This is a genomic window from Methylobacterium sp. B4, assembly GCF_003201865.1.
In the GTDB taxonomy this organism is placed as follows: Bacteria; Pseudomonadota; Alphaproteobacteria; order Rhizobiales; family Beijerinckiaceae; genus Methylobacterium.
Window position 1 is genome coordinate 174,000 of sequence record NZ_QJJJ01000006.1, and the last position, 15,209, is coordinate 189,208.

A 15,209-nucleotide genomic window follows, 5' to 3' on the forward strand; every position below is an offset into this window, starting at 1 on the left:
GTACGTCACAGGATGAGCCAGGGCCCCGATCCCGATCGTGAGCGGAGTCTCGTCCTCGCGCAGCGCAGCTTCGAGCTGATGCGCGACTACTGCGCCTGCGCGACGCCGCGGGCCTACGCCGTGTGGTATCTCTACGTCGCCGGCACGCAGCCGCTGATGAACGACGCGATCAAGCGCCTCACCACGCAGAACGGCACGCTGACGGCCGCCGACATCGACGGGCTGCACGACGCCTACATCGACGCGCGCCGCCTCGCGGTCGAGGTGGATCGGATGAATTCCGGTCTCATCGCCGAGGTCGAGGGCATCATGGAGATGATCGACGTCTCGATCCACTCCACGACCCAGTACGGCGAGTCGCTTCAAGCCCTCTCCCACGACATCGCCAACACCTCCACCAGCCGGACGCGGCTGCGCGAGGTCGTCACCACGCTCATCGCCAACACCCGCGACGTCACCGCCAACAACCGCACCCTCGAAGCGCGCATGCGCGAGAGCCGCGGCGAGATCGAAGCCCTGCGGGAAACCCTGGAGGCGGCTCGCCTGGAGAGCCTGACCGACGCCCTGACGGGCCTGGGCAACCGGCGCTGCTTCGAGGAGGCTCTGCAACGGGCCGTCGATGCGCCGACCTCCGGGCGCCGGCCGACGAGCCTGATCGTGGTCGACATCGATTCCTTCAAGCGCTTCAACGACACCTACGGTCACCTCACCGGGGATCAGGTGCTGCGCCTCGTAGCGATCGTCATGCGCGAGCATGTGGGTCTGGCCGGCGCGACGCTCGCCCGCTTCGGCGGGGAGGAGTTCAGCATCGTCCTGCCGGAGACGGGGCTGGCCGAGGCCCGGGCCATCGCCGAGCGGGTGCGCGCCGGCGTGACCGGCCGCGAACTCGTGAAGCGCTCGACCGGTGAGTCGCTCGGCAAGGTCACCGTCTCGCTCGGGGTGGCGACCCAGCACGGGGACGACAACGCCGTCTCCCTCTTGGAGCGGGCGGATGCCTGCCTGTTCGCCGCCAAGCGGGCCGGCCGCAACCGCACCCTCGACGAGACCGAGGCCGCCCTGCGCGACGTGGCGTGAGGCGGGGCGAACGCACCGGCCGTTTCCGGCCGGCGGCTTTGGATATGGGGCGTGCCTCGCCGTGACCGGGGGCGGACAACCCTCCCCGATCAGGCCGGGGCGCCCGCCCCGAGCCGGTCCGGCGTCGCGGGGGTGATCGCCACGGACTCGCCGCAGCCGCAGGCCGACGTCTGGTTCGGGTTGTTGAACACGAACTGAGACGACAGCTTGCTCGTCTGGAAGTCCATTTCGGTGCCGAGCAGGAACAGCACCGCCTTCGGATCGATGAACACGGTCACGCCCCGGTCCTCGATCATGTCCTCGCCGGCCTTGCGCTCCTCGGCATATTCCATCGTGTAGGACATGCCGGCGCAGCCGCCGTTCTTCACGCCGACGCGAAGCCCCGCGATGGGGCGCTCGGCATCGGCCATGATCGCCTTGATCCGGTCCGCAGCGCGGTCGGTCAGCGAGATCACCTTGAAACCTGACATCGTCGTCTCTCTCCTGCGGCCGGGTTCAAGGCCCGGGCGGGTGAGGGGTTTTGGTACACCGCAAAAGATAAGCACTCCCCCGGCGCCGGTCCACCGCCAGACCCGATGCGCCGGCCGATTGCAGCCATGCTATGCTGAATCGGTGACGGAGGCTGCGATGGCCGATCCTGCGCGGCGCCTGATGACGCCGGAAGAGTTCTTCGTAGGGCAGACCGCCCAGGACGGGCTCTACGAGCTCGTCGATGGCATGCCGGTGCCGCACGTCGAGATGATGAAAGGTGCGAGTGCCCAACACGACCGCGCTACCGTGACGATCATCGCCGCGCTTCACGCCCAGTTGCGTGGCTCCGGCTGCCGGCCGACCACCGACGACTTGGCGCTCCGCACCGGCATCGCGACGATCCGGCGGCCCGCCGTGACGGTGGAGTGTGGGGACCTCGTCCGCGACATCGACGAGAACCGCACCCCGCGCCTCGTGGTCGAGGTCCTGTCGCCCTCCACCACCGACATCGATCGCTTTCGCAAGCTCGACGAGTACCGGCGCCACCCGAGCCTCGCCTACATCCTCCTGGTCGAGACGCGCTTTCCGAGCACCGTTCTCTACCGGCCGGGAGGGCGGCGGCTCGCGCTCGCCGACCTCTACGAAGGACGTGGCCTTCGAGCCGGACCGACCGGTCCGCTGAGGCGCCGCTACCACATGTCCAGGGCGACGCGGGCCTCGTCGGACATCCGGCTCTGGTCCCACGGCGGGTCGAACACCATCGTGACGGAACAGGATTGCACGCCCTGAACCGCCGAGACCGCGTTCTCGACCCAACCCGGCATCTCGCCGGCCACGGGGCAGCCGGGAGCGGTCAGGGTCATGTCGATGAGCACGCGCCGGTCGTCCTCGATCTGAACCCGGTAGATCAGACCGAGCTCGTAGATGTCGGCGGGAATCTCCGGGTCGTAGACGCTCTTGAGCGCCACGACGATGTCGTCGGTCAGCCGGTCGATCTCCTCGGGCGGGATCGCGGAGGCGGCCGCGAGGGCGGGGGTGTTGGTGCCGCCGGTGATGGTGGCGTCGGTGCTCATCGGGTTTCTCCTTCGGCCGCCGCGCGACGGCTGAAACTCCCAAAAATCAGGCGAACAGCATCTCGGCCTTGGCCAGAGCCGCGGCCAGGACATCGATTTCCTGCGTCGTATTATACAGACCGAACGAGGCGCGACAGGTCGAGCTGACACCGAAGCGCGTCAGCAGCGGCATGGCGCAATGGGTGCCCGCCCGCACCGCAACGCCCTGGCGGTCGATCACGGTGGCGATGTCGTGGGCATGCGCGCCCTTCACCTCGAAGGCGATGACGCCGCCCTTGTCGCGGGAATTGCCGATCTGGCGGATCGAATTCATCGCGCCGAGCCGCTCCTGGGCGTAGGCGGTCAGCATCGCCTCGTGCGCGGCGATCTTGTCGCGGCCGAGCTTCATCATGAATTCCAGCGCCGCGCCGAGGCCCACCGCCTCGATGATCGCCGGCGTGCCCGCTTCGAAGCGGTGGGGCGGATCGTTGTAGGTGATCGCGTCCTGGCTCACCGTGCGGATCATCTCGCCGCCGCCCTGGTAGGGCGGGAGCCGGTCGAGCCACTCCTTCTTGCCGTAGAGCACGCCGATCCCGGTCGGGCCGTAGACCTTGTGGCCGGTGAAGACGAAGAAGTCGCAATCGAGCGCCCGCACATCGACCGGGCGGTGCACCGCGCTCTGCGCCCCGTCGAGCAGCACCGGCACGCCGTGGGCATGGGCGATGCGCACGATCTCCTCGGCCGGCGTCACCGTGCCGAGCACGTTCGACATGTGGGTGATCGCCACCATCTTGGTGCGCGGCGTGAAGAGCTTCTCGTATTCCTCGACCAGGAAGTTGCCGTCGTCATCGACCGGCGCCCACTTGATGACCGCTCCGCGCCGCTCGCGCAGAAAATGCCAGGGCACGATGTTGGAGTGGTGCTCCATGATCGAGAGGATGATCTCGTCCCCCTCCCCGATCAGCCCGGCCCAGCCCATGGAGGACGCCACGAGGTTGTAGGCCTCGGTCGCGTTGCGGGTGAAGATGATCTCGTCGGTCGAGGACGCGTTGAGGAACTGGCGCGTGGTCTCGCGCGCACCCTCGAACCCTTCGGTCGCGGCATTGGCCATGTAGTGCAGGCCCCGGTGCACGTTGGCGTAGCCGGTCTCCATGCAGGAGACCATCGCGTCGATCACGGCCCGCGGCTTCTGCGTCGAGGCGGCGTTGTCGAGATAGACCAGCGGCTTGCCGTAGACCTTCTCCGAGAGGATCGGGAATTCTCGGCGGATCGCCTCGACGTCGTAGGGGGTGGCGGGGACGGGTGCGTTCATGAAAAGGCGCTCGCGAATTCCCCACCGGCGAGGGAGGGTGCCTCGCGCAGCGAGGCAGGAGAGGGAAAACCCCGATCCGCGATGGCCGCCCCGATGGCGTCCATCACCACACCGAGATTGCTCAGAACGAGATCGGTGGAGAAGCGCAGGATGAGGAAGCCCTGGGCTGCCAGCCACGCATCGCGGGCCTGGTCGCGCCGGCGACGCTCCTCCGCTTCGTGCACCGGTCCGTCGATCTCGACGATCAGACGAGCCGATGCGCAGTAAAAGTCAGCGATGAAGGGTGCGATCGGCACCTGACGCTTGAACTTGACGCCATGAAAGCGACCACCGCGCACCTGCTCCCAGAACAAAGCCTCGGCGTGCCGCATGTCTTGGCGCTGCGCGCGAGCGAAGCGGCGCAGGCGGGGGGATACCTTGTTGAGCTTGGGACGCTCGTCCATCGCCAATCCCCCATCGTGCGCATCGCCCTCTCCCCTCCGCGGGAGAGGGTGGCCCCCGAAGGGGATCGGGTGAGGGGCTGGCTCAGGTCCGTCCTGAAACGTCGCTCCCCTCTCCCGCCTGCTTCGCAGACACCCTCCCCCGCAGAGGAGGGAGGGTTTCTCTCACCCCCGCGCCTTGAGCCACGCCTCGATCCCGCCGATCAGCACCTCGCGGGCACCCTCGTGCGTGACCGTCTCCACCGCCTCGCCGACGAAGGCCTGGACCAGCAGGCTCTCGGCGGTGGCGCGCGGCAGGCCGCGGGCCATGAGGTAGAACAGCAGGTCCTCGTCCGGCGCGCCGCAGGTGGCGCCGTGGCCGCAGGCGACGTCGTCGGCGAAGATTTCCAGCTCCGGCTTGTTCATCATCTGACCGTCGTCGGTCAGGAGCAGGCAGTCGGACTTCATCTTGCCGTCGGTCTGCTGCGCGACCTGGCGCACGATGATCTTGCCCTGGAACACGCCGGTGGAATCGCCGTCGATCACCGTCTTGAACATCTCGCGGCCGACGCCCCCGGTCGCCGCATGGTCGGCGAGCAGGGTCGAGTCCGCGAGCTGGCCGTGGCCGAGCAGCGTCGCGCCGTTGACCACGGCGTTGGCGTCCTCGCCCGCGATGTGCAGGTAGATCTGGTGACGCGAGAGCTTGGCGCCGGTGACGAGGTTGACGGTCTCGAGCTGCGCGCGCGCATCGAGGCGCACCGACAGCGTCGAGAGGGCGACGGCCGCGTCCCCTTCCCGGTTGAGCCGGGTGTGGCGGAAGGCGGCCTCGGCGCCGATACGCACGTCGAGCGCGTCGTTGGGCTGGTAGGTCAGCCCGGACGGTCCCTCGTGGCTTTCCAGCAGGAAGAACTCCGCCTCGGCGCCGACATCGACCAGAACGCGCGTCGCGGTCGAGAAGGCGGCCTCACCCGTACCGACGAAGCGCAGATGGATCGGCGTCTGCGGCTTGGCGCCGGGCGCGACCGAGATCAGGGCGCCGTCCGCCAGGAAGGCGGTGTTGAGCTGATAAATCGGGTTCTCGCGCACCTGCTCGACGGGGGCGAGAAGCTTCAGGCGGGCGTCGCCCTGCGCAAGCGCCTCGTTGAGCGGCGTGACCGTCACGCCCTCGGGCACCCGGTCGAGATCCGACAGGGACGCGACGAGATGGCCGTTGACGAAGGTGAGGCGGACGGCCTCGACCGCGTTGAAGCCCGTGGTTCCGGCGACAGCGGCCCGGGCCGCGTCCTCGCTCGGCGCCTCGGCGGGCGGGGCGGCCTCGGTGATCGCGGCGCGCAGATCCGTGTACTTGAACGCCTCGACCCGGCGGCTCGGCAGGCCGGTCGCCTCGAAGAAGCGGAACGCTTCCTCGCGGCTGATCGCCTGCTCGCTGGCGAAGCCTTTGCGCGCGGACTCGAACAGCTTCGAGAGGCCGGCCTCGGCGGGGGAGCGGAGATTGGTGACGTCGGCCATTACGCAGCCTCGCTCGTGCGGTACTCGGCGTAGCCGGAGGCCTCGAGTTCCAGCGCCAGCTCCTTGCCGCCGGTCTTCACGATCTGGCCCTTCGACATGACGTGCACGGTGTCGGGCACGATGTGGTTCAGGAGCCGCTGGTAGTGGGTGATGACGAGGAACGAGCGCCCTTGCGCGCGCAGCGCGTTCACGCCCTCGGAGACGATGCGCAGGGCATCGATGTCGAGGCCGGAATCGGTCTCGTCGAGCACGCAGAACTTCGGCTGCAGCAGCGCCATCTGGAGGATCTCCATGCGCTTCTTCTCGCCGCCGGAGAAGCCGACGTTGAGCGCGCGCTTGAGCATCTCCTTGTTGATCTCGAGCTTGTCCGCGGCCGTGTTCACCGCGCGGATGAAGTCCGGGGTCGAGAGCTCGGCCTCGCCGCGCGCCTTGCGCTGCGCGTTGAGGCAGGCCTTGAGGAAGGTCATCGTGCCCACGCCCGGGATCTCCAGCGGGTACTGGAAGGCGAGGAAGATGCCGGCGGCGGCGCGCTCGTCGGCCGCCATCTCCAGCACGTTCTGCCCGTCGAGCAGGATCTCGCCGTCGAGGACCTCGTAGTCCTCCTTGCCGGCGATGACGTAGGAGAGCGTCGACTTGCCCGAGCCGTTCGGGCCCATGATCGCGGCGACCTCGCCGTCGTTCACGGTGAGGTTCAGGCCGTTGAGGATGCGGTTGTCCTCGATCTGCACGACGAGGTTTTTGATCTCAAGCATGTTCCAGTAGTCCTGTTCGTGTCCGACATCCCTCCCCCCTCTGCGGGGGAGGGTGGCCCCCGAAGGGGGTCGGGAGAGGGAAAACCCGCTTCCGGAGATGGCTGGTCAACGGCGGCCAAGCGGCACCGTCGCGCTGCCCCTCTCCCGCCTGCTCCGCAGGTACCCTCCCCCGCAGAGGGGGGGAGGGCCTTGTGCTTTTATTGAACCGTCAGCCCACCGAGCCTTCGAGGCTGATCGAGATCAGCTTCTGGGCCTCCACCGCGAACTCCATCGGCAGCTGCTGCAGCACGTCGCGGACGAAGCCGTTGACGATGAGCGCGGTCGCCTCCTCCTCGGAGAGGCCGCGCTGCAGGCAGTAGAACTTCTGGTCCTCGGAGATCTTCGAGGTGGTGGCCTCGTGCTCGAAGACGGCCGACGCGTTCTTCGACTCGATGTAGGGCACGGTGTGCGCCCCGCACTGGTCGCCGATCAGCAAGCTGTCGCAGTTGGTGAAGTTGCGCGCACCCTTGGCCTTCTTGTGGGCCGAGACGAGGCCCCGGTAGGTGTTCTGCGAGCGGCCCGCCGAGATGCCCTTCGAGATGATCCGGCTGGTCGTGTTCTTGCCGAGATGGATCATCTTGGTGCCGGAATCGACCTGCTGCATGCCGTTCGACACCGCGATCGAGTAGAACTCGCCGCGGGAATCGTCACCGCGCAGGATGCAGGACGGGTACTTCCAGGTGATCGCCGAGCCGGTCTCGACCTGGGTCCACGAGATCTTCGAGCGGGCGCCGCGGCAATCGCCGCGCTTGGTCACGAAGTTGTAGATGCCGCCCTTGCCCTCGTTGTCGCCGGGGTACCAGTTCTGGACGGTCGAGTACTTGATCTCGGCATCCTCCAGGGCGACGAGCTCGACCACCGCGGCGTGAAGCTGGTTGTCGTCGCGCTTCGGGGCGGTGCAGCCCTCCAGATACGAGACGTAAGAGCCCTTGTCGGCGATGATCAGCGTGCGCTCGAACTGGCCGGTGTCGCGCTCGTTGATGCGAAAATAGGTCGAGAGCTCCATCGGGCAGCGCACGCCCGGCGGGATGTAGACGAACGAGCCGTCGGAGAAGACGGCCGAGTTGAGCGTGGCGAAGAAGTTGTCGGTCACCGGCACGACCGAGCCGAGGTACTTCTTCACGAGGTCCGGGTACTCGCGGATGGCCTCGGAGATCGGCATGAAGATCACGCCGGCCTTCTCGAGCTCCTTCCGGAAGGTGGTCGCCACCGAGACCGAGTCGAACACCGCATCGACCGCGACGCGACGCTCGGGCGCGATACCTTCCAGCACCTCGACCTCGCGCAGCGGGATGCCGAGCTTCTCGTAGGTCTTCAGGATCTCGGGATCGATCTCGTCGAGCGATTCCGGCCCCTTACGCTTCGGCGCGGCGTAGTAGTAGATGTTGTTGTAATCGACCCGGTCGTACTCGACCCGAGCCCATTCCGGCTCCTTCATCGTGAGCCAGCGCTTGTAGGCGTCGAGGCGCCATTCGAGCATCCATTCCGGCTCGTTCTTCTTGGCCGAGATGAAGCGGACCACGTCCTCGGAGAGGCCCTTCTCGGACTTCTCCATCTCGATCACGGTCTCGAAGCCGTACTTGTACTGGTCGAGGTCGATCGAGCGGACCCGATCGATGGTCTCCTGCACTGCAGGCATTCAGCGTCTCCTGACCTACTCCGGCGTCAAGGACCGGGGGTTTCCAACGACACGGCGGGTTTGCCGCCGAAAGAATGGCTTGGGCGGGCGGCGCTCAGGCTGCCTGCCCTCGCCGCTGATATAGGGACGACGCGACCCGTTCGAACCCCGCGGCGAAGCGTTCGAGGTCTTCCGGGCGCGAATTCCAGCCGAAACTGACGCGCAGCGCCCCCGCAGCGAGCGCAGGGCTCACGCCCATCGCCGCGAGCACGGGGGAACGGGCCACCTTGCCCGAGGCGCAGGCCGAGCCCGACGAGACGGACAGGCCGGCGAGATCGAGGGCGATCAGGGCCGTGGCGGCCTCCAGCCCCGGCAGGGCGAAGCTGAGGGTGTTGGGCAGGCGCGGCGCGCCCTCCCCGAACACGACGATGTCCGGCACACGCGCCCGCAACCGCGCTTCGAGCGCATCGCGCAGACCCGCGAGACGGGCGGCCTCGCCGTCGAGGGCCGCGCGAGCGATCGCTGCCGCCTCGCCCATGCCGACGATCCCCGGAAGGTTCTCGGTGCCGCCGCGCAGGCGCGCCTCCTGGCCGCCCCCGCGCAGGAAGGCGGCCTCCAGGCTCACGCCGTCGGCGAGCACCAGGGCGCCGACCCCCTTCGGCGCGGTGAACTTGTGCCCGGACAGGGTCAGGGCGTCGAGGCCGAGGGCGGCGACGTCGAGCGGGATCTTGCCGACCGCCTGCACCGCGTCGCTGTGGACGAGGGTGCTGCCGTGGGCCCGGGCGAGCCGCACGATCTCGGCGAGCGGCTGCACCACCCCGGTCTCGTTGTTGGCCGCGTGGACCGAGACCAGCACGCTCTCGCCGCGACAGGCGTCGAGCCGGGCCGCCAGCACGTCGAGCCGCAGCAGGCCGGCTCCGTCCACCGGCAGCACCTCGATCGTCTCCGCCGCGAAGCGGTGGCCCGCGGCGACGCAAGGATGCTCGGTCGCCGAGATCATCAGCCGGGTGGGGGCGGGAAGACCGGCCTTCCGCAGCGCGCCGGAGAGCACGGCGTTGGCGGCTTCCGTGCCGCCGCTGGTGAAGGTGACCTGTTCGGGGCGCGCGCCGACGAGGGCGGCGAGCTGCGCCCGCGCCGTCTGGAGGGCGTGGCGGGCGGCGCGGCCCTCCGCATGGATCGAAGAGGGGTTGCCGGGCAGTTCGAGCGCGCGCGCGACCGCCACCGCGACCTCCGGACGCACCGGCGAGGTCGCATTGTGATCGAGGTAACTGCGCATCGCCGAGTTCATCCCGCCGTTCCGCTCCGTATCGTCCTGTCGAATCCTGATTTTCTTGATTTCGCCCCCCTCCCCCGTGCTAAGCCGCGCGAAACGCGCGCTTCCACACCGCAGGTCGAGGTTCGACGACTAGTTTAGAATAGCTCTAATCGCCTAGAATTATTCTAAGAGCGCTTGTAGGTGGCGCGCGCAACGAGTCAAGCCGTGACCGGCTCAAGCCCCAAGCCATCGCGAGAGCGCGCGAGGTGAGGGTCGGATCATCTCGAGGACACCATGCCCGAAGTCATCTTTTCCGGCCCCGCCGGCCGCCTGGAAGGCCGCTACCAGGCCCCCAAGAAGAAGGGCGCACCGATCGCGATCGTGCTGCACCCGCACCCCCAGTTCGGGGGCACGATGAACAATCAAATCGTGTACAATCTTTTCTACACCTTCGCCAATCGCGGATTCGCAGCCCTGCGCTTCAATTTCCGCGGGGTCGGGCGCAGCCAGGGCGCCTTCGATCACGGCTCGGGCGAGCTCTCGGACGCGGCCGCCGCCCTCGACTGGGTCCAATCGGTCAACCCGGAGGCGAAGTCCTGCTGGATCGCGGGCGTCTCGTTCGGCTCGTGGATCGGGATGCAGCTCCTGATGCGCCGCCCGGAGATCGAGGGCTTCATCTCGATCGCCGCCATGGCCAACCGCTACGACTTCACCTTCCTGGCGCCCTGCCCCTCCTCCGGCCTGTTCGTGCACGGTTCCGAGGACCGGGTGGCGCCGGCCCGCGAGGTGATCCCGGTGATCGAGAAGGTGAAGACGCAGAAGGGCGTCATCATCGAGCACCAGATGGTCGAGGGTGCCAACCACTTCTTCGACGGCAAGGTCGACGAGCTGACCCAGACCGTCGACACCTATCTCGACAAGCGCCTCGGCGCGAAGACGGAAGCCGCGTGAGGGTGAAGAGCGCGGCGGCCGCGAGCCTGAGACGGTCGCCGTGACGTCGGACCGTTGCCGGGCGTGCAGAGTGCAGACCAGGAACGGGCACCGAGGCGAGGCTTTCAGTGCCGCGACGGCTGCGAGCAGCTTCGCCCGATCCTCATCGCGGCCGACGTAGCGGCCCCCATCCGCCGACGATCCGCCGCCTTCGGCTCAGCGACACCGACGCGCATGGCGTGAAACTCCCGCGGCGCCGAGACGCCGCGGCGTTCAAGCCGCCCGCGCCACCGGCTCGCCCGCCGCATGCACCACCGGCACGGCGGGCGCACCCTCCCACTCGGAATGGGCCGGGATCGACTCGCCCTTCATGACGATGGTGAGCGGGCGCAGCCGCGCGTAGTCGCCGACATGGCTGTCGTAGAGGACGGTGGAGAAGGCGCCGATCGAGACGCCCCGGCCCACCACGACGCGGCCGACCTTCATGATGCGGTCCTCGTAGAGATGGGTCTGGAGCGCCGCCGAGCGGTTGATCGTGGCGTAGTCGCCGATCGTGACGCAGTCGAACTCGGTGATGTCGGTCATCAGCAGGCAGGCACCCCGGCCGACCTTCACGCCGAAGAGGCGCAGCACCCAGGGCAGGAAGGGCGTGCCCATCAGGTGCTCCAGCAGCACCTTGCCGGCCAAGCCCCAGTAGGCGACGGCGATGGCCTCGGTGCGCATGGCCCACCACGACCACATCGGCCGCATGCCGGGGCGGTAGCGCCCCATCAGGAGCCATTTGAGGGTGATGACGCTGCTCGTCTGGATCAGCGCGATGACCACGCTCGCGAGCACGAAGGCCAGCGCCAGCCCGCCCCAATCCTCGGCGAGGATCGCGGGATAGAACACCCAGTCGATCGCGCAGATGGCGAGCGAGATGTAGAGCATCGGCGAGAACGAGGTGGCGAAGGCCTCGAACAGGCCCCGCCGGAGTTTGGCCCACACGCTCGGCTCGAAGGTCTGGGCGCGGGAGCCGAGATCGACCTTCTGGCGCACCGGCAGGCGGATCGGCGGCGAGCCGAACCACGTCTCGCCGGGGCCCATCTTCTCGTTGGCCGGCGGCTTCGACTTGATGCCGATCAGCACGTCGTCGGGGATGTTCGCGCCGGGCGGCAGCACGCCGTCGTTGCCGACGAAGACGCGGGCGCCGGTCTCGACCGGGTGCAGATGCATCCAGCCGCGGCGGATCTCCTCCTCGCCCACCACCACCTCGTCGGCGACGAAGTTGTTGGCGCCGACGGAGACGAGGTCGTGGCGGGAGCCGAGATTGGTCGAGATCTCGGCGCCCCGGCCCATCTTTGCCCCCATCAGCCGGTACCAGGCCCGCATGTAGACGGTGGCGAACAGCGAGGAGAGCGTCTCCAGCGTCACCTCGGAGGCGAGCGCGACGAGCCACTTGCGCAGGTAGAAGCCCGACCAGATCGAGTAGGTGCCGTGCGTGACCCGCGGCAGCACCGCCCAGCGGATGGCGGCGATGAGCAGCACCGTGCCCGCCGTCATCAGCATGGCGGTGGGCCAGGTCAGCAGCGGCAGGTAGGCGTGGTAATCGACGTCGGTCAGTTCCGAGAGCCGGTCGGAGATCTGGTCGAAGATGTAGAAGGCCGGGAAGATCGGCAGCAGGCCGACCGCCGGCACCGCCGCGAGCAGGAAGGCGTAGACCGCGCCGAAGGCCGCCCGGCGGGCAGGCGAAGCGGTGGCCGGCTCGGGCAGCGCGGAGAAGTCGACGGTGCCGACCCGGCGGCCGGGCGAGCCGTCCCAGGCCTCGGCCGTGCCGACGACCGTGCCGGCGGGCACCGTGGTGAGATCGGCGATCTCGGCGTGGTCCTCGATCACCGCGCCGGGGCCGATCACGCAGGAGGCGCCGATGGCCACGTCCTCGCCGATGGCCACACGGCCGATGACGAGTTCGTTTCCGACGACTTCCGCGTTGGCGATGACGAGGCGTCCGCCGAGCGACGAGCCGCGGCCGATGCTGAGCAGGTCGGCCGCGCCGACATCGAGGTCGGAGATCAGCACGTCCTCGCCGATCCGCGCGCCGAGCAGGCGCAGATAGGTGACGATGACGGGCGAACCCTGGAGCCACTTGATGTGCACCAGCGGCGCCAGGCGCTGCGCCAGCCACCAGCGGTAATAGTAGACGCCCCAGAGCGGGTAGCGCCCGGGCTTGGTCCGCCCGAGGATCAGCCACTTGGCGGCGATCGCGATCGTCGCGGTCACGGCGTTGATGCCGATATAGACCAGCAGGAGGACGCCGAGTTCGCCCCAGAAGCCCAGGCCGCCGCCGGTGAGCAGCAGGTAGGTGACGAAGATGCCGAGCCATTGCGAGGTGGCCAGCGCGATGACGAAGGGCAGCGCCAGGCCTTGCGCCAGCCCGCAGAGCGCCCGGCGCAGCAGCGGGGGCGGATCGAAGCTGAGGTCGCGGATCGCGGTCTGCGCGCCGGCCCCGCCCGTGCGCTCGATCAGCTTCTCGGCCATCACCCGCAGGGTGCGGCCGTTATAGACGTCCTGCAGGGTGATGCCGGCCAGAGCCGGCGTCTCACGCACCGCGCCGACGAAGCGGGCGGCGAGCAGCGAGTGGCCGCCGAGCTCGGAGAAGAAGTCGGCCTCGAGCCCGATCGGCCCGTCGCCGAACACCTTCTTGGCGGCGGCCAGCAGGGCGGCCTCGGTCTCGTTGTCGGGGGCCTCCTGCTCGCCGTCGGCCACCGCGACGGTCAGCGGCGCGATCCGCAGCGCCTTGCGATCGACCTTGCCGGAGGTGAGCCGGGGCAGGGTCTCGACCGTCTCGAAATGGCCGGGCACCATGTAGGGCAGCATCTGCGCCGCGAGGTTTTTTCGGAGCGCCGCGCGGTCGAGATCGGCGCCGCGCTCGGGCACGAGGAAGGCGACGAGGCGATCCACCTCGTCGTCGCGGCGCAGCACCACCGCCGCCTGGTTGATCCCGGCCTCCCCCCGGATACGGGCCTCGATCTCGCCGAGCTCCACGCGAAAACCGCGGATCTTGACCTGATCGTCGATGCGGCCGTGGAAGAGGATGTCGCCGTCGGCCGTCATCGAGACGGCGTCGCCCGAGCGGTAGAGCACCGGATCGGTCCCGTCGGACGGGTAGGGATTGGCGACGAACTTTTCCGCCGTCAGTTCGGGCCGCTTGAGGTAGCCCGCCGCCACGCCGGGGCCGCCGATCAACAGCTCGCCCTGCTCGCCGGAGCGTAGGAGGTTCAGGGCCTCGTCGGCGACGTAGACCGAATAGTTCGGGATCGGGCCGCCGATGGTGACGGGCCGGCCCGGCCGCATCTCGGCGGCGGTCGCCACCACGGTGGCTTCCGTCGGCCCGTAGGTGTTGAACAGGCGCCGCTTGTCGGTCGCCCAGCGCGCCACCAGCGGCTCGGGCAGGGCCTCGCCGCCGAGCAGCACGAGGCGGACGCTCGGCAGGTCGCCGGGGATCATGGCGAGCAGGGTCGGCACCGTGTCAAGCACGGTGATCCGGGCCTCCGCGATGATCGCGGGCAGGGATTCGACGTCGCCCATCATGGCCGGGCTCGCCACGAACAGGCAGGCGCCGACGAGATAGGGAACCCAGATCTCCTCCATCGAGAGATCGAAGGCGACCGAGGCGCCCTGGAACACCACGTCCTCGGCGCAGAGGCCGTAGACGGCGTTGCCCGCGCGCAGGAAGTGGCAGATGTTGGCGTGGCTGATGCCGATGCCCTTCGGCACGCCGGTCGAGCCCGAGGTGTAGATCAGGTAGGCCGGGTGCTCCGGCCCGAGGCCGGCGACCGCGAGATCGGGCGCGGAGGCACCCTGCCCCGCCGCCAGAAGCTCGGCGGTGGTGAGCGCGGGCGTGCCCTCCGGCGCCTGGGGCCGCAGCGCCTCGGACACGAGGAGCGCCTTGGCCTCGGCGTCGTTCAGGCAGACCGCGACCCGGTCGGCGGGCGCCTCGGCGTCGAAGGGGAGCCAGGCGGCCCCGGATTTCGTGATGCCGATCTGTGCGATCAGCAGCTCCGTGCCGCGGGCCATCCACAGGCCGACCACGTCGCCGGGACCGACGCCGCGGGCGAAAAGCCCGGCCGCGACGGCGTCGGAGCGGGCATCGACCTGCCCGTAGGTCAGGACCGGGCGTCGCCCGTCGGGCGCGGGCGCGGCGGCGTCGATCAGGCAGGGGGCGTCGGGGCGCGCGGCGGCACTCGCCCGGAACAGCTCGGCCAGCGTCTCCCGGCGGATCAGGTCGGGACGGGCCTCGCCCCGCAGCACGGCCCGGTCGCCGCCCCATCTCTCGTCCGCCCGCGTCCGGCTCTCCTCGGCGAGACCGCTCATCCGATGCTCCGCTGCCGATTCCACGTGCTGCCCATTTCCGGATGGCCGAGACCCGCCGCGCCTGCGACGGGTGTGCGGCCCCCGCCGCGGTATCGCCCCATGCGCAAGACCCTTGGCGGTTTTGCGACGGGATTGGGCCGGTACGGGTGATTGTGGCCCGGCATCCCCCGAGCCGGCCACGGAATCGTCCCATACACGGGATGGGCGCACAGGAAAGGTGCGTCCGCAAACGCCGCGCACCGGCCCGGGCACATGGGCCCGTTTTCGGGTTCGGCTCGATGCGCGGCACCGGCCTCGCGAGCGCCCGCGAGGCGACCTGGCGGCAGGCCGTCTCCGGCCACGCGGCACCCGGGATCGCTACAGCTTCGCTCGCGAGGGCGGAGAGGCCTCCCGCGACCCGCGGCATCGATGACCCGAGGCCTCGA

The 15,209-nt window shown here is 69.1% G+C and carries 12 protein-coding genes; 3 read left to right on the forward strand and 9 right to left on the reverse strand.

What is annotated here, in order from left to right; translation table 11 throughout:
* Positions 1-12 precede the first annotated feature (12 nt).
* The gene (locus tag BY998_RS10935; protein WP_110351648.1) at positions 13-1,074 is read left to right on the forward strand and encodes a GGDEF domain-containing protein; all 1,062 of its coding nucleotides are present in this window, start codon (positions 13-15) and stop codon (positions 1,072-1,074) included.
* A gap of 89 nt (positions 1,075-1,163) precedes the next feature.
* Here the strand turns inward: BY998_RS10935 and BY998_RS10940 are convergent, their stop codons facing one another.
* The gene (locus BY998_RS10940) at positions 1,164-1,544 is read right to left on the reverse strand and encodes an iron-sulfur cluster assembly accessory protein (RefSeq protein ID WP_110351649.1); all 381 of its coding nucleotides are present in this window, start codon (positions 1,542-1,544) and stop codon (positions 1,164-1,166) included.
* A 157-nt stretch (positions 1,545-1,701) separates the two neighbouring features.
* Between BY998_RS10940 and BY998_RS10945 the strand changes: the two genes are divergently transcribed.
* The gene (locus BY998_RS10945) at positions 1,702-2,334 is read left to right on the forward strand and encodes a Uma2 family endonuclease (protein WP_245421551.1); all 633 of its coding nucleotides are present in this window, start codon (positions 1,702-1,704) and stop codon (positions 2,332-2,334) included.
* Here the strand turns inward: BY998_RS10945 and BY998_RS10950 are convergent.
* From BY998_RS10950 to BY998_RS10980, 7 genes are all read right to left on the reverse strand, one after another.
* Positions 2,235-2,618, reverse strand: coding sequence for an SUF system Fe-S cluster assembly protein (locus BY998_RS10950; RefSeq protein WP_110351650.1), 384 nt, complete (start codon positions 2,616-2,618; stop codon positions 2,235-2,237). The genes BY998_RS10945 and BY998_RS10950 overlap by 100 nt on opposite strands.
* A gap of 46 nt (positions 2,619-2,664) precedes the next feature.
* A complete protein-coding gene (locus BY998_RS10955) occupies positions 2,665-3,909 on the reverse strand; it encodes a cysteine desulfurase (RefSeq protein WP_110351651.1) in 1,245 nt (414 codons plus the stop codon).
* Positions 3,906-4,352: a DUF559 domain-containing protein gene (locus tag BY998_RS10960; RefSeq protein WP_110351652.1), complete on the reverse strand. Its 447-nt coding sequence runs from the start codon at positions 4,350-4,352 to the stop codon at positions 3,906-3,908. The genes BY998_RS10955 and BY998_RS10960 overlap by 4 nt, the downstream gene beginning before the upstream one ends.
* 162 nt (positions 4,353-4,514) lie before the next feature.
* The gene (locus tag BY998_RS10965) at positions 4,515-5,837 is read right to left on the reverse strand and encodes a SufD family Fe-S cluster assembly protein (RefSeq protein WP_110351653.1); all 1,323 of its coding nucleotides are present in this window, start codon (positions 5,835-5,837) and stop codon (positions 4,515-4,517) included.
* Entirely contained in the window at positions 5,837-6,589 is a 753-nt protein-coding gene (gene sufC / locus BY998_RS10970) for a Fe-S cluster assembly ATPase SufC (RefSeq protein WP_056201074.1), read from the reverse strand. The genes BY998_RS10965 and sufC overlap by 1 nt, the downstream gene beginning before the upstream one ends.
* A gap of 208 nt (positions 6,590-6,797) precedes the next feature.
* Positions 6,798-8,267, reverse strand: coding sequence for a Fe-S cluster assembly protein SufB (gene sufB / locus BY998_RS10975; RefSeq protein ID WP_012255147.1), 1,470 nt, complete (start codon positions 8,265-8,267; stop codon positions 6,798-6,800).
* A 94-nt stretch (positions 8,268-8,361) separates the two neighbouring features.
* Positions 8,362-9,534, reverse strand: a complete 1,173-nt coding sequence (locus BY998_RS10980; RefSeq protein WP_110351654.1) for a cysteine desulfurase family protein — start codon at positions 9,532-9,534, stop codon at positions 8,362-8,364.
* Between the two features lie 261 nt (positions 9,535-9,795).
* On the opposite strand from BY998_RS10980, the gene BY998_RS10985 reads away from it, so the two are divergent.
* Positions 9,796-10,452 carry an alpha/beta hydrolase gene (locus tag BY998_RS10985; protein WP_017484188.1) on the forward strand — a complete coding sequence of 219 codons (657 nt, stop codon included), beginning with the start codon at positions 9,796-9,798 and terminating at the stop codon, positions 10,450-10,452.
* A gap of 252 nt (positions 10,453-10,704) precedes the next feature.
* Here BY998_RS10985 and BY998_RS10990 read toward each other — a convergent pair whose 3' ends face one another.
* Complete coding sequence (locus BY998_RS10990) at positions 10,705-14,784, reverse strand: Pls/PosA family non-ribosomal peptide synthetase (protein ID WP_110351655.1); 4,080 nt, start codon at positions 14,782-14,784, stop codon at positions 10,705-10,707.
* Positions 14,785-15,209 lie beyond the last annotated feature (425 nt).

Coding starts and splice junctions, on each gene's coding strand:
- sufC (WP_056201074.1), bottom strand. CDS start 6,589: ATGCTTGAGATCAAAAACCTCGTCGTGCAGATCGAGGACAACCGCATC.
- sufB (WP_012255147.1), bottom strand. CDS start 8,267: ATGCCTGCAGTGCAGGAGACCATCGATCGGGTCCGCTCGATCGACCTC.
- BY998_RS10960 (WP_110351652.1), bottom strand. CDS start 4,352: ATGGACGAGCGTCCCAAGCTCAACAAGGTATCCCCCCGCCTGCGCCGC.
- BY998_RS10990 (WP_110351655.1), bottom strand. CDS start 14,784: ATGAGCGGTCTCGCCGAGGAGAGCCGGACGCGGGCGGACGAGAGATGG.
- BY998_RS10955 (WP_110351651.1), bottom strand. CDS start 3,909: ATGAACGCACCCGTCCCCGCCACCCCCTACGACGTCGAGGCGATCCGC.
- BY998_RS10935 (WP_110351648.1), top strand. CDS start 13: ATGAGCCAGGGCCCCGATCCCGATCGTGAGCGGAGTCTCGTCCTCGCG.
- BY998_RS10945 (WP_245421551.1), top strand. CDS start 1,702: ATGGCCGATCCTGCGCGGCGCCTGATGACGCCGGAAGAGTTCTTCGTA.
- BY998_RS10940 (WP_110351649.1), bottom strand. CDS start 1,544: ATGTCAGGTTTCAAGGTGATCTCGCTGACCGACCGCGCTGCGGACCGG.
- BY998_RS10985 (WP_017484188.1), top strand. CDS start 9,796: ATGCCCGAAGTCATCTTTTCCGGCCCCGCCGGCCGCCTGGAAGGCCGC.
- BY998_RS10980 (WP_110351654.1), bottom strand. CDS start 9,534: ATGAACTCGGCGATGCGCAGTTACCTCGATCACAATGCGACCTCGCCG.
- BY998_RS10950 (WP_110351650.1), bottom strand. CDS start 2,618: ATGAGCACCGACGCCACCATCACCGGCGGCACCAACACCCCCGCCCTC.
- BY998_RS10965 (WP_110351653.1), bottom strand. CDS start 5,837: ATGGCCGACGTCACCAATCTCCGCTCCCCCGCCGAGGCCGGCCTCTCG.